18 protein-coding genes and 1 pseudogene are annotated in these 20811 nt (G+C 66.5%); 12 read left to right on the forward strand and 7 right to left on the reverse strand.

Annotated features, from left to right (window positions below; translation table 11 throughout):
* The first annotated feature begins 146 nt into the window (after positions 1-146).
* The 5 genes and pseudogenes from QRM60_RS08030 (at position 147) to QRM60_RS08050 (ending at position 5433) form a co-directional block, all read left to right on the forward strand.
* Complete coding sequence (locus QRM60_RS08030; RefSeq protein WP_202863837.1) at positions 147-1388, forward strand: HD-GYP domain-containing protein; 1242 nt, start codon at positions 147-149, stop codon at positions 1386-1388.
* Between the two features lie 762 nt (positions 1389-2150).
* On the forward strand, positions 2151-2627 hold the full coding sequence (locus QRM60_RS08035; protein WP_103700869.1) for a MarR family transcriptional regulator: 477 nt from the start codon (positions 2151-2153) through the stop codon (positions 2625-2627).
* A gap of 74 nt (positions 2628-2701) precedes the next feature.
* Positions 2702-3124, forward strand: a pseudogene (locus QRM60_RS08040) (transporter); the annotation flags it as partial.
* A 23-nt stretch (positions 3125-3147) separates the two neighbouring features.
* Positions 3148-3915 (forward strand): coniferyl-alcohol dehydrogenase, encoded by a 768-nt coding sequence (locus QRM60_RS08045; RefSeq protein ID WP_042597494.1) that lies wholly within the window; start codon positions 3148-3150, stop codon positions 3913-3915.
* A 36-nt stretch (positions 3916-3951) separates the two neighbouring features.
* Positions 3952-5433, forward strand: a complete 1482-nt coding sequence (locus QRM60_RS08050; RefSeq protein ID WP_042597496.1) for a benzaldehyde dehydrogenase — start codon at positions 3952-3954, stop codon at positions 5431-5433.
* Positions 5434-5460: 27 nt separating this feature from the next.
* Here QRM60_RS08050 and QRM60_RS08055 read toward each other — a convergent pair whose 3' ends face one another.
* Positions 5461-6357 carry a helix-turn-helix domain-containing protein gene (locus QRM60_RS08055; protein WP_285445933.1) on the reverse strand — a complete coding sequence of 299 codons (897 nt, stop codon included), beginning with the start codon at positions 6355-6357 and terminating at the stop codon, positions 5461-5463.
* A gap of 92 nt (positions 6358-6449) precedes the next feature.
* On the opposite strand from QRM60_RS08055, the gene pobA reads away from it, so the two are divergent.
* Both pobA and QRM60_RS08065 read left to right on the forward strand, forming a co-directional pair.
* A complete protein-coding gene (pobA, locus tag QRM60_RS08060; RefSeq protein ID WP_285445934.1) occupies positions 6450-7634 on the forward strand; it encodes a 4-hydroxybenzoate 3-monooxygenase in 1185 nt (394 codons plus the stop codon).
* A 216-nt stretch (positions 7635-7850) separates the two neighbouring features.
* Entirely contained in the window at positions 7851-8363 is a 513-nt protein-coding gene (locus tag QRM60_RS08065; RefSeq protein ID WP_285445935.1) for a nuclear transport factor 2 family protein, read from the forward strand.
* Positions 8364-8478: 115 nt separating this feature from the next.
* On the opposite strand, the gene glpK is transcribed toward QRM60_RS08065, so the two are convergent.
* The 6 genes from glpK to QRM60_RS08095 all read right to left on the reverse strand — a co-directional run bounded on the left by glpK (position 8479) and on the right by QRM60_RS08095 (position 16192).
* Positions 8479-9978, reverse strand: coding sequence for a glycerol kinase GlpK (gene glpK, locus QRM60_RS08070; RefSeq protein ID WP_014509304.1), 1500 nt, complete (start codon positions 9976-9978; stop codon positions 8479-8481).
* Positions 9979-10045: 67 nt separating this feature from the next.
* Positions 10046-10870 (reverse strand): MIP/aquaporin family protein, encoded by an 825-nt coding sequence (locus QRM60_RS08075; protein ID WP_011035613.1) that lies wholly within the window; start codon positions 10868-10870, stop codon positions 10046-10048.
* 184 nt (positions 10871-11054) lie between these two features.
* A complete protein-coding gene (gene glpD, locus QRM60_RS08080; RefSeq protein WP_285445936.1) occupies positions 11055-12581 on the reverse strand; it encodes a glycerol-3-phosphate dehydrogenase in 1527 nt (508 codons plus the stop codon).
* A gap of 348 nt (positions 12582-12929) precedes the next feature.
* Positions 12930-13751 (reverse strand): DeoR family transcriptional regulator, encoded by an 822-nt coding sequence (locus tag QRM60_RS08085; RefSeq protein WP_012437127.1) that lies wholly within the window; start codon positions 13749-13751, stop codon positions 12930-12932.
* A 233-nt stretch (positions 13752-13984) separates the two neighbouring features.
* Positions 13985-14968 carry a PDR/VanB family oxidoreductase gene (locus tag QRM60_RS08090; RefSeq protein WP_285445937.1) on the reverse strand — a complete coding sequence of 328 codons (984 nt, stop codon included), beginning with the start codon at positions 14966-14968 and terminating at the stop codon, positions 13985-13987.
* A gap of 147 nt (positions 14969-15115) precedes the next feature.
* A complete protein-coding gene (locus QRM60_RS08095; RefSeq protein ID WP_285445938.1) occupies positions 15116-16192 on the reverse strand; it encodes an aromatic ring-hydroxylating dioxygenase subunit alpha in 1077 nt (358 codons plus the stop codon).
* A 253-nt stretch (positions 16193-16445) separates the two neighbouring features.
* On the opposite strand from QRM60_RS08095, the gene QRM60_RS08100 reads away from it, so the two are divergent.
* The 5 genes from QRM60_RS08100 (at position 16446) to pcaG (ending at position 20677) form a co-directional block, all read left to right on the forward strand.
* Positions 16446-17309, forward strand: coding sequence for a CoA-transferase (locus QRM60_RS08100; protein WP_114996994.1), 864 nt, complete (start codon positions 16446-16448; stop codon positions 17307-17309).
* Positions 17306-18094 (forward strand): CoA-transferase subunit beta, encoded by a 789-nt coding sequence (locus QRM60_RS08105; RefSeq protein WP_285445939.1) that lies wholly within the window; start codon positions 17306-17308, stop codon positions 18092-18094. The genes QRM60_RS08100 and QRM60_RS08105 overlap by 4 nt, the downstream gene beginning before the upstream one ends.
* A complete protein-coding gene (pcaF, locus tag QRM60_RS08110) occupies positions 18091-19299 on the forward strand; it encodes a 3-oxoadipyl-CoA thiolase (protein WP_115529698.1) in 1209 nt (402 codons plus the stop codon). Before QRM60_RS08105 ends, pcaF begins: the two co-directional genes overlap by 4 nt.
* 72 nt (positions 19300-19371) lie before the next feature.
* Positions 19372-20109, forward strand: coding sequence for a protocatechuate 3,4-dioxygenase subunit beta (gene pcaH / locus QRM60_RS08115; RefSeq protein WP_115005285.1), 738 nt, complete (start codon positions 19372-19374; stop codon positions 20107-20109).
* Positions 20110-20113: 4 nt separating this feature from the next.
* Complete coding sequence (gene pcaG, locus QRM60_RS08120; RefSeq protein ID WP_285445940.1) at positions 20114-20677, forward strand: protocatechuate 3,4-dioxygenase subunit alpha; 564 nt, start codon at positions 20114-20116, stop codon at positions 20675-20677.
* Positions 20678-20811: the final 134 nt, after the last annotated feature.

The following is a 20811-nucleotide window of genomic DNA, read 5'->3' on the forward strand; positions in this document are numbered from 1 at the left end:
TGCTTAGCGGGCATTGCCTATTGCCGGTTGGCGAGACGGCTGCGGTTGCGCCCGGCCCAAAGAATTCTGCGCGGCTGCCGATAACTCAGCAGACCCGCCACGCCTGTGGTGGGCGCTACGCGGACCACTTGCAGACCAGCGCCGGCATGCTCAGAACCATCGACTCCGACCAACTCCGCCCCGGCATGTATGTCTACAAGCTGCTGGGCGCGTGGGTGCACCATCCGTTCTGGAAGACCTCCTTCCTGGTCGATGCCGACGACGTGGGCAAGATCCACGACAGCCGCATCGAGCAGCTGGTGATCGACACCGCACGTGGGCTGGACGTGGAAGCGGCTGCGCCTGCCGCAGTGGAAGAGCCCGCTCCGCCGGCGCCCGCGCCTGCAGTCTCCGAACCACCAGTGGCTGCGCCTGTCGAACGCTCTGCACGCGCCACTAATGTTGCGCCCAAGGTGGGCATCGAAGCCGAAGTGGTGCGTGCACGCCGCATCTTCGAAGACGGCCGCAGCGTGGTGGAAGAAATGTTTCGCGACGTGCGGCTTGGCCGCACTGTGGACACCGAGGCGGCGATGCCGCTGGTGGAGGCCATCAACGATTCGGTGCTGCGCCATCCGCAGGCCTTGATCAGCGTGGCGCGGCTCAAGACCGCCGACGATTACACCTACCTGCATTCGATGGCGGTGGCCGGCCTGATGAGCGGGTTGGCGCGCCAGCTCGGCCTGCCCGATGCGCAGGTGGTGGAGGCGGCGATGGGCGGCCTGCTGCACGACATGGGCAAGGCGGTGACGCCGCTGGATATCCTCAACAAGCCCGGCAAGCTCACCGACGAAGAAATGGACGTCATCCGCCGGCATCCGCTGGATGGCCATCGCCTGTTGTTGGCCGGCGGGGTGCAGAACGCGGTGGTGCTGGAAATCGCCTTGCATCACCATGAAAAGATGGATGGCAGTGGCTACCCAAAGGGCCAGGTAGGCGAAGAGATCTCGCTGATGTCGCGCATGGGCGCGGTGTGCGATGTCTACGATGCGATCAGCTCTGACCGGCCCTACAAGCGCGGCTGGGACCCGGCCGAATCGCTCAAGCGCATGGCCTCGTGGACCGGTCACTTCGACCCGGTGGTGTTCCAGGCCTTCGTGCGGCGGTTGGGCATCTACCCGGTGGGCTCGCTGGTGCGGCTGGAGTCGCAGAAGCTTGCGGTGGTGATCGAACAGGCCGCCGAGTCCCTGCTCAAGCCGAAGGTGCGGGTGTTCTATTCGGCCAAGCTGCGCAGCCACGTGCTGGTGCAGGACATCGATCTGTCGCGTGCGGAGTGCCAGGACCGCATCGTGCAGATGGAAAGCCCCACTGATTGGGGCTTCCGCGATCTTGAGAAACTCTGGCTGCCGTAAGGCGTCTTGCACGTTGACGCTGTGCGGAGAGCTGCTGGTGCACGCGCGGTAGTAGTCGCCGGGCCGTGTGCCGGATCAGCGTTGCGCGCAGCCGCGGGCCGCGTGGCGCTTTATCGCGCCCAGGCGCGCTCCTCCAAGGCTTGGTGCGTCACGCGCCCATGTGGCGCGCTCTGCGGCCGTCGCTGGTCGCGGTGACCGCCCGGATGCTGCCGCAGCGCGACGCTGCTGCATGCCCCCAAGAGTTCACCGTGCGCCACCTAGCCCGGCAGTGCCTGCGGCCAGGCCGCGCTGCCGTCGCAGGCCACGATGCGCCTGGGCCTCTTCCCCAGCGCCATCTCACGCCCTCAGGCGCTTGCCATGACATGGGCTTTTCCTCGTCTGGACGGGCGCTCACCACTACCAGCGGCCGCCAGCCCGGCGCCTAGCGAGCGCGACCATGCTGCGCTGCAGCTTGGCAATGTAGTTATGGTGCATAACTATTCCGGAACGCAATCATTGGCGCCCGGATCCCCATGCCGTACCCGCACCTGGACCATTCCGCTTTTCCGCCGCCAGTGCGGCGCCGGTGCGTGGTCTCCAGCATGGGCACTGCAGCGGCCGGCGCGCTGCCGCTGTGGTCGGCACAGCAGGCTGACCGGGCAACGCAAGCGATACCGGCACGCCCCGCCACGTCTACAATGCGGCTCACGTCGCGGGCCGGCGTTGCAGGCGCCTGGCGCGCCGCTCCCTGGTTCGGTGATGGCCCTTGTCGCGAGAATCCACATGCCTGCAACGTCCAGCGCCGTGCTGCTCCCCGATCCTGTTGCCACGGTGGACCAGGCGCGCCTGCTGCGGTTGCTGGGCTACCGCATCACCCGCACCGAGCTGCTGGTGCGGCGCATGTTCCAGGATTGCGTGGCGGCCTTCGAGCTCAAGCCGGTCGACTTTTCGCTGCTGATGCTGGTGGATGGCAACCCGGGCATCAATCAGCGCCAGATCGGCGACGTGCTGCATGTCTCGGCGCCGAATCTGGCCATCGTGGTGGCACGCCTGGTGAAGCGGCGCCTGCTGCGGCAGGTGCGTGGGCGCCAGGACCGTCGCATGCAGCATCTGTCCTTGACCGCCACCGGGTCCAGCCTGCTGGCGCAGGCCGAAGCGGAGGTGCTGCGCATGGAACAGCAGCTCAGCGTCGTGCTCGGCCCCAGCGAAGCGCCGTTGCTGCGTGCACTCGATCGCCTGGATCGCCTCGACACGCTGTAACCGACCACGCGCGCGCATCGCGCGATGGCACGTGCAGTACACCACGTATCCGCCAGTCCAGACTGCGATCCACGTTCAGTGGTCGTCGCGCTCTCAATCCGGGTGCCGGGTACTGGTCGCTGGTGCCCAACTATGCGGTCACCGCATTGCCCGCGCCGCATTGGGAGATCAGTGCGCGCCTGAACTACATCGACACCTTGCGCAGCCACCGCCGGCCCAATCTTCCCGATGGCGTTGCGTTCCGCAATGGCCAGGCCGGCGATGTGCGGGTCGGCATCAACGCCTACTCCCTCATCCAATTGCGCGACAACCGCACCAATAGCCAACGCGTGGCTAACAGTCACCAGACCGCGTTCCATGCCGGCCCGGGCGGTGCCTGGCGCGTGGATGCCAACAATCTGTTGTTCGCCAATCTCTATCTGCCGGTGGAGGTCAAAAACGCGGCCTCCGGCAGCAACCTCAATGTGCAGTTCGTCCACGTGTTCCAGCGCCGGTGATGCCGGCAACTTCGGAGAAGGCAATGCGCTTGTTGAACAAGACCATCGTGGTGACCGGCGTGGCATCGGGCATCGGTGCGGAGGTGGCGCGCCTGGCGCGCTTTGAAGGCGCGACCGTGATCGGCATCGATCGCACGCCGGTGCATATGAGCCTGCACAGCTTCCATCAGGCCGACCTGGGCGATCCCGCTGCGATCGATGCGCTGGTGCAGGCGCTGCCGGAACGGATCGACGCCCTGGCCAATGTGGCCGGGGTGCCCGGCACCGCGCCGCTTGAGGCGGTGGCGCGGGTCAACTACCTGGGCCTGCGTCACCTCAGCCACGCGCTGCTGCCGCGCATCAGCCGTGGCGGCGCCATCATCAACGTCGCATCGATTCTCGGCGCCGAATGGCCGCAGCGGCTGGACCTGCACAAGCAGCTGGCCGCCGCTGCCAGTTTCGCCGATGGCAGCGCTTGGCTGGCCGCGCATCCGGTTGCGCACGACACCTGTTATCAGTATTTCAAGGAGGCCCTGATCGTGTGGACCTTGCTGCAATCGTGGCCGTGGTTCGCCGAACACGGCGTGCGCGTCAACAACGTCTCGCCCGGGCCGGTGTTCACCCCGATCCTGGGCGACTTTGCCGCGATGCTTGGCGCCGAGCGTGTGCAGGAAGACGCCAAACGCATGCAACGCCCCGCGTATGCCGACGAGGTGGCCGAGGCGATCGTGTTCCTTGCATCGGACGCCGCGCGCTGGATCAATGGCATCACCTTGCCGGTCGATGGCGGCCTGGCATCCACCACTTTGTAAGTCCCCTTGGACCCCCAACCAGCAGGAGGCTCGACCATGCATGCGCTCCCCAGCATTGCGACACCCACGACCGCCACACCGGCGTGGCACGGCTGTATCTTCAATGGCGACTGGGTCCCCGGTAGCGGCGGCACGCTGCAGATCCATGAGCCGGCTACCGGCGGCCTGTTGCACGAGGTCGGCAAGGCCGACCTATCCGATGTGGAGGCCGCCATTGCGCAGGCCAAGCATGCCCAACGTGCCTGGGCAACCACTTCGCCGCGCGAGCGTGCAGCGGTGTTCCACCGCGCTGCGCAACTGATGGAAGCGCACCGCGCCGAGGCCACCTTGCTGATCGCGCGCGAGACCGGCGGCATCATGCCCAAGGCCGAGCGCGAGGTGGGCGAGGCGATTGCCTACTACCAGCAAGCGGCCGGGCTGCCGCTGCAGGCGATGGGCCAGGTGCTGCCAACCGCCGCAGGCCAGCTCAGCCTGGCCAGGCATCTGCCGCTGGGCATCATTGCGGTGATCTCGCCGTTCAACTTCCCGCTGATCCTGTCGCTGCGGTCGGTGGCACCGGCGCTGGCCATGGGCAATGCGGTGATCCTCAAACCAGACCCGCGCACGCCGTATACCGGTGGTGTGATCATCGCCCAAGTGCTCGAAGAAGCCGGGCTGCCCAAGGGGCTGCTGCACGTGCTGCACGGCGGCGCCGACATCGGCCAGGCCCTGGTCGAAGCGCCGGACGTGCCGATGATTGCCTTCACCGGCTCCACCGCCGCCGGGCGCCGGATCGGCGAGCTCGCCGGCCGTCACCTGAAAAAGGTGGCGCTGGAACTCGGTGGCAATAACGCAGTGATCGTGCTCGACGACGCCGACCTGGAGCGCGCCGCATCGGCGATCGCCTTCGGTGCGTACCTGCATCAAGGCCAGATCTGCATGGCCACCGGCCGCGTGCTGGTGCAACGCGGTGTGGCCGACGCGCTGACCAAACTGCTGGCCGACAAGGCACGCCATCTGCCGGTGGGTGACCCGGTCAGCGGCACGGTGGCGCTGGGCCCGATCATCGACCAGCGCCAGTTGCAGCGCGTGCTGGACATCGTCGATGACAGTATCGACGCCGGTGCGGTGGTCGAAGCCGGCGCCACCCATGACGGCCTGTTCTATGCAGCGACCGTGTTGTCGAACGTGCGCCCGGGCATGCGGGTGTTCGATGAAGAGGTGTTCGGCCCGGTGATCAACATTACGGTGTTCGACACCGACGAAGAAGCCGCGGTACTGGCCAACCACGGCGAATACGGCCTGGTGGCAGGCATCATGTCGGCGTCGGTGTCGCGCGCCATGGTGCTGGGTGAGCAATTGCACACCGGGCTGCTGCACATCAATGACCAGACCGTGGCCGATGAAGTCATCAATCCATTCGGTGGCACGGGCGCTTCAGGCAATGGCACTAGCGTGGGTGGGCCGGCCGATTGGGAGCAATACATGCACTGGCAGTGGCTGACGATCAAGCACGCGGTGCCGCAGTACCCGTTCTGAGTGTGCGGCTGATGCCCGGCCGGTGGCTTACCCCGCCGCACGGAAGTGCGATGGGGAGCAGCCCGCGTGCCGGGCGAAGAACCGGCTGAAGTACGCAGCGTCGAAAAATCCAAGGTCGGCGGCCACCTGCTGCACGCTCATGCTGGTGTAGCGCAGGCTGCGCCGGGCTTCCAGCATGAGCCGGCGTTGCAGCAATTGCAGCGCCGAGCCGTTGGCCAGGCGCTGGCACACCACGTTGAGGTGCCCGGGGGTGAGCCCCACCTGCGCGGCATAACGGGCAATGGACCAATGCGCGCGGTAGTGCACATCGATCAAGGCCTGGAAGCTGCGCAGATGCCGCAGGCCTGGGTCGGCATGTGCACTGGTGATTGCGTGGTCGTGGGCCTTTTCCAGCGCCGTGCGGGCGCACCAGACCAGCAGTTGCGCGGCCGCTGCCTGCATCGCCACCTCGCGGCCGATGCGTTGCCGCGCATGGTCGTCGGCAATGCTGGCGAAGACAAGATCGAGCAGTGGGCGGCTGCGCCCGGCCGCAAGCAGCTGGGGGGACGCCAACACCTGACGCAACGCAGGTGCACCCTGCACGGTGGCGTGCACCAGCGGCATGCACAGCGTGGCGATATGCCCGCGCACCCGCGGATCGAAATTGAAGCCATGCACGCACATCGGTGGCAACCAGATCACCGTGGCACCGCCGATGCGCTGTGTGCGGCCATCCAAATGCACGGTGGCCGGGCCACGTTGCACATAGAGCAACTGCGCCAGTTCGTCGTGGCGGTGTGGCGCAATCCGCCAATCATGCAGCCGGCTGCGCGCACCGATCGATTCCCAGTGCAGCAGATCCGGCACCGCCACGCCGTGTTCGCCATACAGGCCGAACGCTGGAACCGCTGCAGCTGCAGATACATCACGCACGCGAGTGGGCATCGTCGAAAAGTCCAAGCACTGCCGGCAATCATCCCTTCAATCGGGCGGCATGGCTACCGACACTGCAACCATCGTCGCTGAAGGAACTCCGTATGCGCACCCAGGTTGCCATCATCGGCGCCGGCCCTGCCGGTCTGCTACTGGGCCAGCTGTTGGCGAACGTCGGCATCGATGCGATGTTGATCGAGCGCCAGACGCCTGCGCACGTGCTCTCACGCATTCGCGCCGGCGTGCTGGAGCAGGGCAGCGTGGCGCTGTTGCAGCACGCCGGCGTCGACGCACGCCTGCAGCGCGAGGGGCTGCGCCACAGCGGGTTCGAACTGGTCGTGGAAGGCCGCCGCGAACGCATTGATCTGCAGCGCGCAGGTGGGCGCAGCGTGACTGTCTATGGGCAGACCGAGGTCACCTTCGACCTGATGCAGGCACGCGAGCGCGTTGGGCTGCGCAGCTACTATCAAGCGCAGGACGTGGCGCTGTGCGACATCAGCAGCGCGCAGCCGGCGGTGGAATTCACCCAGCACGGGCAGCGTCATCGCGTGAGCTGCGATTACATCGTTGGCTGCGACGGCTTCCATGGCATCAGCCGCGCGGCGATTCCGCCTGAGCGGCTGCAACTCTTCGAGCGGGTGTATCCGTTCGGGTGGCTGGGGGTGCTGGCCGACGTGCCGCCGGTGCATGAGGAGCTGATCTACGCACGCCACACGCACGGCTTTGCGCTGTGCTCGATGCGCTCGCCCACCCGCAGCCGTTACTACCTGCAAGTGCCCACCGGCACGCAGCCTGCGCAGTGGGACGATCAGGCGTTCTGGTCGGAGTTGCGCGCGCGCCTGCCGGCATCGCTGGGCGAGCAGCTGGTGACCGGCGCATCGATCGAAAAGAGCATCGCGCCACTGCGCAGTTTCGTTGCCGAGCCCATGCAATACGGGCGGCTGTTCCTGGCCGGCGATGCGGCGCATATCGTGCCGCCGACCGGCGCCAAGGGCTTGAATCTGGCGCTGGCCGATGTGGGCCTGCTGGCCCAGCTGTTCGCGCGCTGGCATCAGCGCGGCGATGCGGCGGTGTTGCAGCAGTATTCGACGCTGGCATTGCAGCGGGTGTGGAAAGCCGAGCGCTTCTCGTGGTGGATGACCAGCCTGCTGCACACCTTCGAGGGCGAAGATGCATTTACTGCACGCATCCGCGATGCCGAGCTGGCGTATCTGCTGCAAAGCGAGGCTGGCCGTACCACCGTGGCGGAAAATTATGCCGGCCTTCCGCTGGTCACCTTGCCTGATTGAGCCCCGCACACCAACGCGATGGCCGATCAAAGGGAAGCAAAAAGTGCCCTGGTACACGTCAAAGCGTCTAGCGGGCGAGCGAGCGCGGCCGGTAGGGTGGCGGTGACGCGTGCGGAGCGCAACGTTGGCAAGGACGCGTCATTCCCCCAATCGTCGGCACTGACCGCCTTGATGACATGCGAGCGGCAGGCTGGCCTCCCTACCCAGGAGTACCCCATGAAACAACTGTTCTCCCGCGCGCTGTTGCTGGTCATGCTGTTGGCGCCGATGGCGGCCTTCGCGCAGACCGCCGTCACCGCCAACCCCAACCACCAGAAACTGCTGATCGGCTCCAATTGGTCCGAAACTGCCAACAAGCGCCTGGTCTACGATTTCTGGCGCATCGTGTTCGAAGCCGGCCAGGTGCAGTACGCGCCGATGTACATGGACAAGAACTACATCCAGCACAACCCGAACGTGGCCAATGGCCGCGATGCGTTCATCGCCTTCCTCACCGCGTTCGTGCCGCCCACCCCGGTGCAGCCGCGCGTGCAGTTGCCGCTGGTGGCGATCACCGCCGATGGCGATCTGGTCACGCTGGTATCGGTGCGGACCTTGCCGGACCCGCTTGATCCGTCCAAGACCTACACCACCACCTGGTTCGACATGTTCCGTATCGAAAAAGGCCTGATCAAGGAACATTGGGACCCGGACACCATCGCCGGCCGTGCCAATACCGGCGGTCAGTAACTGCTGCGACACTGCAGGGCTGCAGCGTGTAGCACTGCAGTGCGTAACTCACGCGAGTTGCCAACCTAACGTTGCGCCCACCAGATGGTGGGCGCAGTCGTTTCGATGGTAGTGCTTAGCTGATGCGGAAGCCCATGGTGGCTTCCACTGCCTGCTGCCAGCCGGCATACAGCTGTTCGCGCCGCTCTTCGGGCATGTTCGGCTCGAAGCGGCGATCCACCGCCCATTGTTTGGCGATTTCTTCGCGGCTGCTCCAGAATCCGGTGGCCAGGCCCGCGAGGTAGGCCGCGCCCAGCGCGGTGGTTTCGGCCACCTCCGGACGCAGCACCGGCACGTTGAGAATGTCGCTCTGGAACTGCGCCATGAAGTCGTTGGCGATCGCGCCACCGTCGGCGCGCAGCTCCTTCAGTTCGATGCCCGAATCGCTCTGCATCGCGGTGAGCACATCGCGGGTCTGGTAGGCCATCGATTCCACCGCCGCGCGCACGAAGTGTTCCTTGCTGGTGCCGCGGGTCAGGCCGAACACCGCACCGCGGATATCGCTGCGCCAGTACGGCGCGCCCAGGCCCACGAAGGCCGGGACGAAATACACGCCATCATTGTCGCCGGCACGCTCCGCATAGGCTTGCGAATCACTCGCCTTGCCGAACATGCGCAGCCCATCGCGCAGCCACTGCACCACCGAGCCGGCCACGAAGATGGCGCCTTCCAGTGCGTATTCCACCTTGCCGTCGATGCCCCAGGCGATGGTGGTCAGCAAGCCGGCCTTGGAGGCCACGGCCTTGTCGCCGGTATTCATCAGCATGAAACAGCCGGTGCCATAGGTGTTCTTCGCCATGCCCGGTTCAAAGCACGCTTGCCCGAACAATGCGGCCTGCTGGTCGCCGGCAATGCCGGCGATGGGCACCTGTTCGCCGTAGAAATACTGGGTCTGGGTCATGCCATAGACCTCGCTGGAGGAGCGCACCTCCGGCAGCATCTGCGCGGGCACGTCCAGCATCTCCAGCAGCTCGGCATCCCACTCCAGGGTGTGGATGTTGTACATCATGGTGCGCGAGGCATTGGTGTAGTCGGTCACGTGCACCTTGCCGCCGGTGAGGTTCCAGATCAGCCAGCTATCGATGGTGCCGAAGGCGAGCTCGCCCTTGCGTGCGCGCTCACGTGCGCCCTCCACGTGGTCGAGAATCCACTTGACCTTGGTGCCGGAAAAATACGCATCGATCAGCAGGCCGGTCTTGTCGCGCACCATCTGCTCATGGCCGGCCTCCTTGAGCTGGGTGCAGATGTCCTTGGTCTGCCGCGATTGCCAGACGATGGCGTTGTAGATCGGCTGGCCGGTCGCCTTGTCCCACACCACCGCGGTCTCGCGCTGGTTGGTGATGCCGATGCCTGAGATCTCGCGCGCGTCGATCTGCGCGTTGTTGAGCAGCTCGGTAATGGTGGTGTAGACGCTGGTCATGATCTCGCGCGGGTTGTGTTCCACCCAGCCCGGCTGCGGAAAGATCTGGCCGAATTCGCGCTGCGCCACGCCGGCCACCTTGCCCTGGCGATCGAACAACATCGCGCGCGAGCTGGTGGTGCCCTGGTCGATCGCAAGGACGTATTTCTTTTCCATCGTGCATTCCTCGAAACAAAGGCCGGCGCACCGCGCGCACGGCGTGACTGTCAGTGCAGCGGTGCGATCACGGCGGATCGAGTGGCGGCGTGGCGGCTTTTTGCAGGTGCAACACCCGCGCCGGCAGGAAGGGCAGGATCAGCCACTGGTAGGCGAGGGCGCCCAGCGGGCCACCGATCAATGGCCCGACGATCGGGATCCACCAGTAGTTGTCCTTGGCCGGCAGTGCGGCTTCGCCCCAGCCGGCGAAATACGCGAACAGGCGCGGGCCGAAGTCACGCGCCGGGTTCATCGCCCAGGCTTCCAGATAGCCCATCGAGGCGCCCAGAGTGGCAACCAGCAAGCCGATCATCAACGCGCCCGAGTTGGCGGTTGGCGCAGCCTCGTTGAAGCGCTCGGTGATGGCGAAGATGCCGAAGATCAGAAACGCGGTGATGATGATCTGGTCCACCAATGCATGCATCGGCGTGACCGCCAGGCCCGGCGCGGTGAAGAACACCCCGGCAGCGCCGCCGGCTTCGCGGGTGAGCTGCTGCACCTGGTTGTAGTGGTCGATCACCGGCCCGTAGAGCTGGTAGACAATCGCCGCGCCAAGAAACGCGCCAACCACTTGCGCGCCCCAGTACGGCAGCACCTTTTTCCAGGAAAAATCACGGAACAACGCCAGCGCCAGTGTGACCGCCGGGTTGGCGTGCGTGCCGGACACCGAACCGGTGACATAAATCGCCAGCGTCACCGCCAGACCCCAGGCGATGCACACGCCCCAATAGGCGTTCTGGTACGGGCTGGGGTCGTAGAGGATGTACATCGCCGCGACCGAATCGCCCAGCGCGATGATGATGAACATCGCCACCGCTTCGGAGATCAACTCACCAACAAGTTGACGGCTCATGGGCGGCCTTGCGCGCTGCGCGGTGCATGGCCATGGCGGTGTTGCGACGCGTCTGGCGACGCGCAAGTGTGTCTGGTTGTGCTCATCTCAGTTGCCCTCCACGAAATACCCATGATGATGCGCGGCGCGCGCGCCAGGATACGTTGCCAACGACCCTTCCTCGTTGGCAACGTCAGTCACGCTGTCAGGCCGGGACCGCGTGCGTCTGCGCGTTGGCGTGCGCAGCGGGCCGCGTCTGCAGATACGCCTCCAGGCGCGCGCGCGCCTCGGCATCTACACGCAGGCCCAGTTTGCTGCGGCGCCACAGGATGTCGTCGGCGGTCTGCGCCCATTCGCGGGCGCACAGGTAATCCACCTCGGCCTGGTAGAGGTCCGCACCAAAATGCTGGCCGAGTGCAGCCATGTCCTGCGCATCGCCAAGCAGCTGCTCGGCACAGGTGCCGTAGTTGCGTACCAGCCGCTGTGCGGTGGCCACCGGCAGCCAGGGCCGCGCAGTGCGCACGCGCTCCAGCAGGCTGGCGATGTCGCGTTGTTCACCGCCGGGCAGGGCCTCGCCACGCGCGGTCCACGCCGGCTTGCGCGCGCCCAGGGCCTGGGTCAGCCGGTCGACGGCTTCTTCGGCGAGCTTGCGGTAGGTGGTGAGCTTGCCGCCGAATACGTTGAGCAATGGTGCGCCGTCGGTGAGCACTTCCAGCTGATAGTCGCGGGTCACTTCGGCGGCGTTGTCTTCGGCGTCGTCGAGCAGCGGACGCACGCCGCTGTAGTTCCACACCACATCCTGCGGAGTGATCTGCTGCTGGAAATACAGATTCACCGCATCGCACAGGTACTGCACCTCGGCCGCGTCGATCTTGGGTGCGGACGGGTCGGCCTCGTAATCCACGTCGGTGGTGCCGATCAAGGTGAAGTCGTGCTCGTAGGGAATGGCGAACACGATGCGCCGGTCGGGTTGCTGGAAGATGTACGCGTGGTCGTGGTCGAACAGCTTGGGCACCACGATGTGGCTGCCCTTGACCAGGCGCAGCGCATGCTGGTGCGGCACGGCGGCCACCTTGTCCAGGAATGACACCGCCCACGGACCGGCCGCATTGGCGAGCGCACGCGCCTGCACGGTGCGGCGGCGGCCGTCGCGGCCTTCCAGCTCCGCATACCAGAACCCGGCATCGCGCCAGGCACCGACGCAGCGCGTACGCGTATGGATCTGGGCGCCACGCTTGGCCGCGTCCATCGCGTTGAGCACCACTAACCGCGCATCCTGCACCCAGGCGTCGGAATACACGAAACCGGTGCGCAGCGACTCCTGCAGCGGCTGGCCAACCGGATGGGTGCGCAGCGACAGCCGGCGCGAGCGCGGCAGGCTGCGCTTGCTGCCGCCAAGATGGTCGTACAGGAACAGCCCGGCGCGAATCATCCAGGCCGGGCGCAGATGCGGCTGATGCGGCAGCAGGAAGCGCAGCGGCCAGATGATGTGCGGCGCTAGCCGCAGCAGTACCTCGCGTTCGGCCAGCGCCTTGCCGACCAATGCGAACTCGTACTGCTCCAGATAGCGCAGGCCACCGTGGATGAGCTTGGTGCTGGCGCTGCTGGTGTGCGCGGCCAGGTCGTCCTGTTCGCACAGGCACACCGACAGACCGCGCCCGGCCGCGTCACGGGCAATGCCGACCCCGTTGATGCCGCCGCCGATTACCAGAAGATCGTATGTCTCGCCCATCGGTGCCTCCGTCCCGGCTCGCCAGCAACAGCGAACCTAAGTTGTCATGTTCGAACATATTCGAACATAGCACCTTGTGGAGGCGTGAAGAGGCGTATGTGGCTGATCAGCGGCTTCTAGTAAGAATTGGACTATTGAACCGCGTATTTCGATAGATATTAGCGATGGATGGATGGCGCGTGTGCCGCAGATCGCCGCAATCGCACACAAACGAACATTATCCAGGCTTGGTCGGTAACCCCGGCCCGAGCCCCGCTGCATGCCGAACAGCACCACGTACATCAGCCGCCTGCTAGACCGCCAGCGCAAGCCCTGCGGCTCCGGCCGCCCAGCCCTCACGCGCGGGAGTCAGCCCGCGACGCCGGCCAGATGCACGCGCGTGCCAGCCTCGGCCAGCACCGTGCGCAACTCCTCCGGCGGCGGTCGGTCGGTGAACCAGTCGTGCACCTGCGCGATCGCCCCCAGCCGCACCATCGCGTTGCGGCCAAACTTGCTGTGGTCGGCGGCCAGCAGCACTTGCCGAGAATGCTCGATGATCGCCTGGGCCACGCGCACTTCCTGGTAATCGAAATCCAGCAGCGTGCCGTCCAGGTCGATCCCGGAAATGCCGATCACCCCAAAGTCCACCTTGAACTGGCGGATCAGCTCCACCGTCGCCTCGCCGGTGACGCCCTGGTCGCGGCCACGCACCACGCCGCCGGCCACGATCACCTCGAAGCTGGGATTGGCGCTGAGCATCACCGCCACGTTGAGGTTGTTGGTGATCACGCGCAGGCCGCGGTGCTGCAGCAAGGCGCGCGCCACTTCTTCGTTGGTGGTGCCGAGATTGATGAACAGCGAGGCGTCGTCGGGAATGAAGCGCGCCACCTGCGTGGCGATCTGCTGCTTCTCGCGCGCCTGCAGCGCCTTGCGCGCCGCATACGCCAGGTTCTCCACGCTGGAGGGCATGCTGACGCCGCCGTGATACCGGCGCAGCACGCCGGCGTCGCAGAGCAAGGTCAAGTCGCGGCGAATGGTCTGCGGCGTGACCTCAAAGCGCGTTGCCAGCCCTTCCACGTCGGCAAAGCCCTGTTGCCGCACCAAGGCCACCAACTGCTCCTGGCGCGGATTGAGTGCCGGCGCCGGCACGGTCCTGTAATGAGTCGACTCCATGCGCAGATCATCGCCCATGCGCGTGAGGATGCAAGCACGGGCATGGCAGCGCCACGCTGGGCCAGACCGACCACGACAGTGGCCGCCTGGCCACTGCGATCACTGCGTGTCATACGCACCACCGGCCAGTCGGTGGATGGTGGGTGGTGGCGAACGGCTCGACTATGACTGCCCCGAAAAGCGACGGGGCCTGTCGCTCACACCACCGCGATGATGTCGCATGACGCGACCCAAGCATGACGCCCGCGCGCTCAGCCGGAGCCCGCGCGGTAGCCGGTATCGATGCTGATGCTGCCGCCCACCGCACGCGACACGCACGCGCACAGCTTGCGGTTCTCGCTGCGCTGCGCATCGCTGAAGAACACGTCGCGGTGGTCGATGTCGGCCGCCGTGTCGAGCACGTCCACCGCGCACAACCCGCATTCGCCGCGTCGGCATTCGGCAATCAGCTCCACACCGGCGTCGGCCAGGGCGTCGAGCATCGATACGTTCTCGGCCACCTGCACTTCCATCCCCAGCCCAGGCAGCTTGACCACGAAGGCCTGTGCCGGCACCCGCCCGCTGTTGCCGAAGGTTTCGAAATGCAGGCGCGCGCGCGGCCGGCCGGCGGCGTGCCACTGCTGGCGCACTGCTTCGAGCATGCCCAGCGGCCCGCAGACATAGACCTCGGCATTGGGCGACAAGGTGTCCAGTTCCGCGGCCAGATCCGGCGGGCCGGCCTGGTCGTCGCAGTGCACTTGCAGGCGTGCGCCGAGCAGCGCCTCCAGCGTGTCCACATAGGCCATGGTGTCGCGTGCACGGCCTACGTACAGCATGCGGAACGCCTGATGCCGGCGCGCCAGCCGCTGTGCCATGCCCACGATGGGCGTCACGCCGATACCACCGGCAATCAGCAGGATTTCCTCGCCTGCTTCATCCAGCGCGAAGTTATTGCTGGGTGGTGAAATTTCTACCACGTCGCCCGGTGCCAAGGTCCACATATGCCGCGAGCCGCCGCGGCTTTCGGGCATCTGCCGCACCGCCACCTGGTAATAGCCATCGGCGCGGGGCTCGCCCACCAGCGAATAGGACCGCACATCCTCGCGCCCCTGCAGCTGCAGGCGGAAATCCAGATGGCTGCCCACCTCGAAACTGCGCGTGTTCGCGCCCGGGTCGAGCACGATCTCGCGCACGCCCTGGCAGGCATCGGCAACACGCACCACGCGGGCGTGGTGCCAATGGGTGTCTTTACGCATGCTGATCTCCTTGCTTCGATCCCGATATGCGGCCTGCGCCTGGCGTTTGTGCAGCACGTGTGTGGCGTTGATGCGCTGCAGGCACTGGCGACAGGACACAGGCCACGCACGCAACGTGCAGCGGTGTTGATGCATCGCGCATGGCCATCACCCCACCATGCGCAGGGACAGGTCGTCGGCGCGCTGTTCGCGCGCGATCAGGCGGTCGATGACGCGCCGCGCCCACATGCCGCCGGCGTCTACGTTGAGGTTGTAGAACGCGTGGTCCGGATGCGCGTCGATCGCGCGTTGCTGGGCTTCCAGCACGGCTTCGTCTTCGCCGAATACGCCGGTGACGCCTTCGCGCGTGAGCGTGGTCAATGACTGGTCATGCAGCGCGTAGTTGCGCATGAACGCCCAGAAGTAATGGCAGGTGGTGTCGGTTTCCGGGGTGATGGTGTTGAGCACGAACCCGTTGACGCCCTGGCTGCGGTCGCCCTGCGGTGCGCCGGTGCCGGTGATGGCCACGCCGACATCGATGGCGATGGTGCCCGGTGCTTCGAAATGGATGATCTGCCAGCGGTCCACCTTGCCGTGGTAGTTCAGGTGCCGCGCGATCTGGCCGGCCCAGAACGGCGGTGCGTCGATGTTGTGCATCCAGCGCGACACGGTCACCGTGCGGTCGCCGTGCACCACCTCGAACGGCGCTTCGGCCACTTCGTCCTGGCCGATGCTCGAGCCATGCACAAAGGTTTCGTGGGTGAGGTCCATCAGGTTGTCCAGCACCAGCCGGTAATCGCATTTGGCGTGGATGGTGCGGCCGTCGCCGGCCCAGGCCGGATCGTGCGACCAGTGCAGGTCCGGGATCAACGCCACATCGGCCTGCGCCGGGTCGCCCGGCCACACCCACACGTAGCGGTGCTTTTCGGCGACAGGAAAGCCGCGCACGCAGGCCGAGGGGTTGATGGTTTCCTGCGAGGGCATGTGCACGCAGCGGCCCTGCGCGTTGTAGACCAGCCCGTGGTAGCCGCACACCACGTCGTCGCCGCGCAGCTTGCCCATCGACAACGGCACCAGCCGGTGCCAGCAGGCATCTTCCAACGCCACCATGGCCCCGGCGGTGGTGCGGTAGAGCACCACGTCCAGGTTGCAGAGCTTGCGCGGGGTGAGCGCGTGCCTGACCTCGTGGTCCCAGGCGACGGCGTACCACGCGTTGAGGGGGAACAGCGGCTTGGACTGGGACATGACCGTGACTCCTGGGCTTCTAGGCAACCTGGGTGAAGACTGGCGCAAGGCACTGCGCCCAACCCGAAGTTGACGCGCACTGCCGCGCTGGCGTCCGCTTGCGGGCGAAGTTATGTATACACCGGAGACAATGTTGGCGGCACAAGCGGCTGGTATTTATGTGCGATTATCGAATGACAATTTCGATAATCGGATTGACCGGCGCGCAAACCGGGGCCTACCGTGGCGACACCGTGGTGTGCAGGAGTCTGGAATGGCCGACATCGTTTCCCTGTCCGAGGCCGTGGCACAGCTGATCGCCGATGGCGATTGCGTGGCAATGGAAGGCTTTACCCACCTGATCCCGCACGCCGCCGGCCACGAGGTGATCCGCCAGCGCAAACGCAACCTGCGGCTGGTGCGGATGACCCCGGACCTAATCTACGACCAGCTGATCGGCGCCGGCTGCGCGTCGGCGCTGCGCTTTTCCTGGGGCGGAAATCCTGGCGTGGGCTCGCTGCACCGGCTGCGCGATGCGGTGGAACATGGCTGGCCTGCGCCGCTGCAACTGCGCGAACACAGCCACGCGGACATGGCCAACGCGTATGTGGCCGGCGCGTCGGGCCTGCCATTCGCGGTGCTGCGCGGCTATGTGGGCTCGGACCTGCCCAAGGTCAACGACAGCATCCGTTTCCTGCAATGCCCCTACACCGGGCAGACCCTGGCGACCTCGCCGGCGGTCAATCCGGATGTCACCGTGATCCACGCGCAGCAGGCCGACCGCCGCGGCAATGTGTTGCTGTGGGGCATTCTGGGCGTGCAGAAAGAGGCCGCGCTGGCCGCGCGCAAGGTGATCGTGACGGTGGAGGAGATCGTCGACACGCTCGATGCGCCGCCCAATGCCTGCATCCTGCCGCGCTGGGTGGTGAGTGCGGTCTGCGTGGTGCCCGGGGGCGCCGCGCCGTCGTATGCGCATGGCTACTCCTCACGCGACAACCGCTTCTATCTGGCCTGGGATGCCATCGCCCGCGATCGCGCGCGGTTCCAGGCGTGGATCCAGGCCCATATCCTGGACACCGACGACTTTGCCGGGTTCCAGCGCGTGTATGCCGGCAGCCAGCACGCGGAGGCGGCATGAGCGACTACAGCACCAACGAAATGATGACCGTGGCGGCAGCACGTCGCCTGCCCGATGGCGCGGTGTGTTTCGTCGGCATCGGCCTGCCCTCCACCGCGGCAAACCTGGCGCGTCTGACGCATGCACCGGAGGTGACGTTGATCTACGAATCCGGCCCGATCGGTGCGCGCCCGCAGGTGTTGCCGCTGTCGATCGGCGATGGCGAACTGGCCGAGACCGCCGACACCGTGGTCTCCACCCCGGAGATCTTTCGCTATTGGCTGCAAGGCGGGCGGGTGGATGTAGGGTTCCTGGGCGCGGCGCAGATCGATCGCCATGCCAACCTCAACACCACCGTGATCGGCCCCTACGCTGCGCCGAAGACGCGCCTGCCCGGTGCCGGCGGCGCGCCGGAAATCTCCACCAGCGCCAAGCAGGTCTTCATCATCATGCGGCAGTCCACGCGCAGCTTCGTGCAGACCCTGGACTTCATCACCACCGTCGGTCATCTGGACGGCGGTGATGCACGCACCCGCGCGGGCCTGCCCGGCGCCGGCCCCACCGTGGTGGTCACCGATCTGTGCGTGATGGAACCCGACCCGGTCAGCCGCGAGCTCACCGTGACCGCGCTGCATCCTGGCGTGACCCAGGCGCAGGTCAGCGCGGCCACCGGCTGGGCGGTGCGCTTTGCCGCAACGCTGACCGAAACTGCCGCACCCACCGCCACCGAGTTGCACGCCTTGCGTGCATTGCAGGCACGCACCGCAGCAGCCCACGGAACGCAATCGGCGGGAGCCGAGGCATGAGCGAGGTGTATCTGGTGGATGGCATTCGCACGCCGATCGGCCGTTACGGCGGCGCACTGTCCAGCGTGCGCGCCGACGACCTGGGCGCGGTGCCGATCGCCGCGTTGCTGGCGCGGCATCCGCAGCTGGACCCGGCGGCCATCGACGATGTCTACCTGGGCTGCGCCAACCAGGCCGGCGAAGACAACCGCAATGTCGCGCGGATGAGTGTGTTGCTGGCTGGCTTGCCCAGTTCGGTGCCGGGCAGCACGGTGAATCGCCTGTGCGGCTCGGGGCTGGAAGCGGTGGGCATTGCCGCACGCGGCATCCGTGCCGGCGAACTGGAGCTGGCAGTGGCTGGCGGCGTGGAATCGATGTCGCGCGCGCCGTGGGTGATGGGCAAGGCGGAATCGGCGTTCGCGCGGACCCAGCACCTGCACGACACCACGATGGGCTGGCGCTTCATCAATCCGCGCCTGGAAGCGACCTACGGCGTGGAGCTGATGGGCGAGACCGCCGAGAACGTCGCGCAGCGCTACGCCATCAGCCGCGACGACCAGGATGCGTTTGCCTTGCGCAGCCAGCAGCGCACCGCCGCCGCGCAGGCCGCCGGCTTTTTCGACGACGAGATCACCGCAGTGGCGGTGGCCGGGCGCAAGGGCGGCGAGGGTGTGCAGGTGATGCGCGACGAACATCCGCGGGCCGATGCCAGTGCCGAGGCCCTGGCGCGGCTCAAGCCGGTGTTCCGCCAGCCGGGCACGGTCACGGCCGGCAATGCGGCCGGACTCAATGACGGTGCCGCCAGCCTGTTGCTGGCCTCGGCGCGCGCGCTGCACCTGCACGGGCTCACGCCGCGCGCGCGGGTGCTGGGGTTTGCTTCGGCAGGCGTGGAGCCAACCTACATGGGCATCGGCCCGATCCCGGCCACGCAACGCCTGCTGGCGCGGCTGGGGCTGCAGATCGCGCAGTTCGATGCGATCGAATTCAACGAAGCCTTCGCCGCGCAGGCGCTGGCCTGCACGCGCGCATTCGGGTTGGCCGACGATGCCGCGCACGTCAATGCCAACGGCGGCGCGATCGCGCTGGGCCACCCGCTGGGCATGAGTGGTGCACGGCTCGCACTGACGCTGCTGCGTCAACTCGACGCCTGCAATGGCCGCCGCGGGCTGGCCAGCATGTGTATCGGCGTCGGCCAGGGCGTAGCGCTGGCGATCGAGCGTGTTTGAGCGCCATGATCTCGCGCCCGCGCCGTTGCATGCCCACTTCATCGATCACGCTCACACCTGCGTCTGACGGAGATGCCGATGCACGATCTTCCCCCTGATGCGCCGCCCGGCGATGTCCTGCTCGGCTATCGGCGCCCCCGCGCCGGCACGCAGCCCGCCTATCTGCATGCGCCGTATGCGTCCACCGCGTTGCGTGCGCCCACACGTGCACCGATCGCCATGCCGGTCACGCTGTCGGAAGTCACCGGGCCACGGCCTTCGCAGATCACCCTGGGCGCGCATGCGGCCGACCTCACCGCCGGCTTCGCCGGTGAGCCGCTGGGCGAGCGCATTATCGTTTCAGGCCGTGTGCTCGACGAAAACGGCGCGCCGGTCCGCAATAGCGTGGTGGAGGTCTGGCAATGCAATGCTGCCGGGCGCTACCAACACGAGGGCGACCGCCACGATGCGCCGCTGGATCCCAACTTTCGCGGCACCGGCCAAGTGCTGACCGACGCGCACGGGCGCTACGCCTTCAAGACCATCAAGCCAGGTGCCTATCCGTGGCGCAACCACTACAACGCCTGGCGGCCGGCGCATATCCATTTCTCGCTGCATGGCGATGGCATCGGCCAACGCCTGATCACGCAGATGTATTTCCCCGGTGATCCGTTGCTCGCGCACGACCCGATCTACAACTGCGTGGACGACCCGCTGGCACGCGACCGCATGGTGTCCAGTTTCGATTGGGAGCACGCGGTGAGCGAATACGCGCTGGCCTATCGGTTCGACATCGTGCTGCGCGGCCGCAAGCAAACCGTCTGGGAGTGAGCCAATGAGCCTGCATGCAACGCCGTCGCAAACGGTTGGCCCGTACTACCGGCTGGGGCTGGAGCCCTTGTATCGCGCACAGATCGCACCGGAGCACGCGGCCGGCATGCAGGTGCAGATCAGCGGGTGCGTGTTCGATGGGGCCGGCATGCCGGTGAGCGATGCGGTGTTGGAGCTGTGGCAGGCCGATGCCGCCGGCATCTATGCCCATGCGCACGATCCGCGCTGCGCCGCGCACGACCCCAGTTTCGATGGCTGGGGCCGCGTGCCCACCGATGCACAGGGCTGCTACCGGCTCACCACCATTCGGCCAGGCCCGGTGGCCGGCCCGAACGGGCAGCCGCAGGCGGCGCATCTGGTCGTCCTCGTGTTCATGCGCGGGCTGTTGCGCGGCGTGGCGACGCGGCTGTACTTCGCCGACGACCCACAGCTGAGCGGTGACCCCATCCTTGCATTGGTGCCGCCCGAACGGCGCGGCACATTGCTGGCGCGCGCGCGCAGCGCTGGCGACTACGTGTGGGACATCCACATGCAGGGCGATGCCGAGACGGTGTTCTTCACCTACTGATGGGCGCGTGCACTGAAACGCGTGCCTGACGAGGCAGTTGTTTGCACAGGTCGCCAGGTGGTTGGCGCATGCAACCACAGCCTCCAGGTCGCGCCATCGGCGTGGCATCGCGCCCGCGCAAGCGACCTACCGAT

It is taken from the genome of Xanthomonas sp. fls2-241-TYG-148 (assembly GCF_030208815.1).
Lineage (GTDB): Bacteria > Pseudomonadota > Gammaproteobacteria > Xanthomonadales > Xanthomonadaceae > Xanthomonas > Xanthomonas campestris.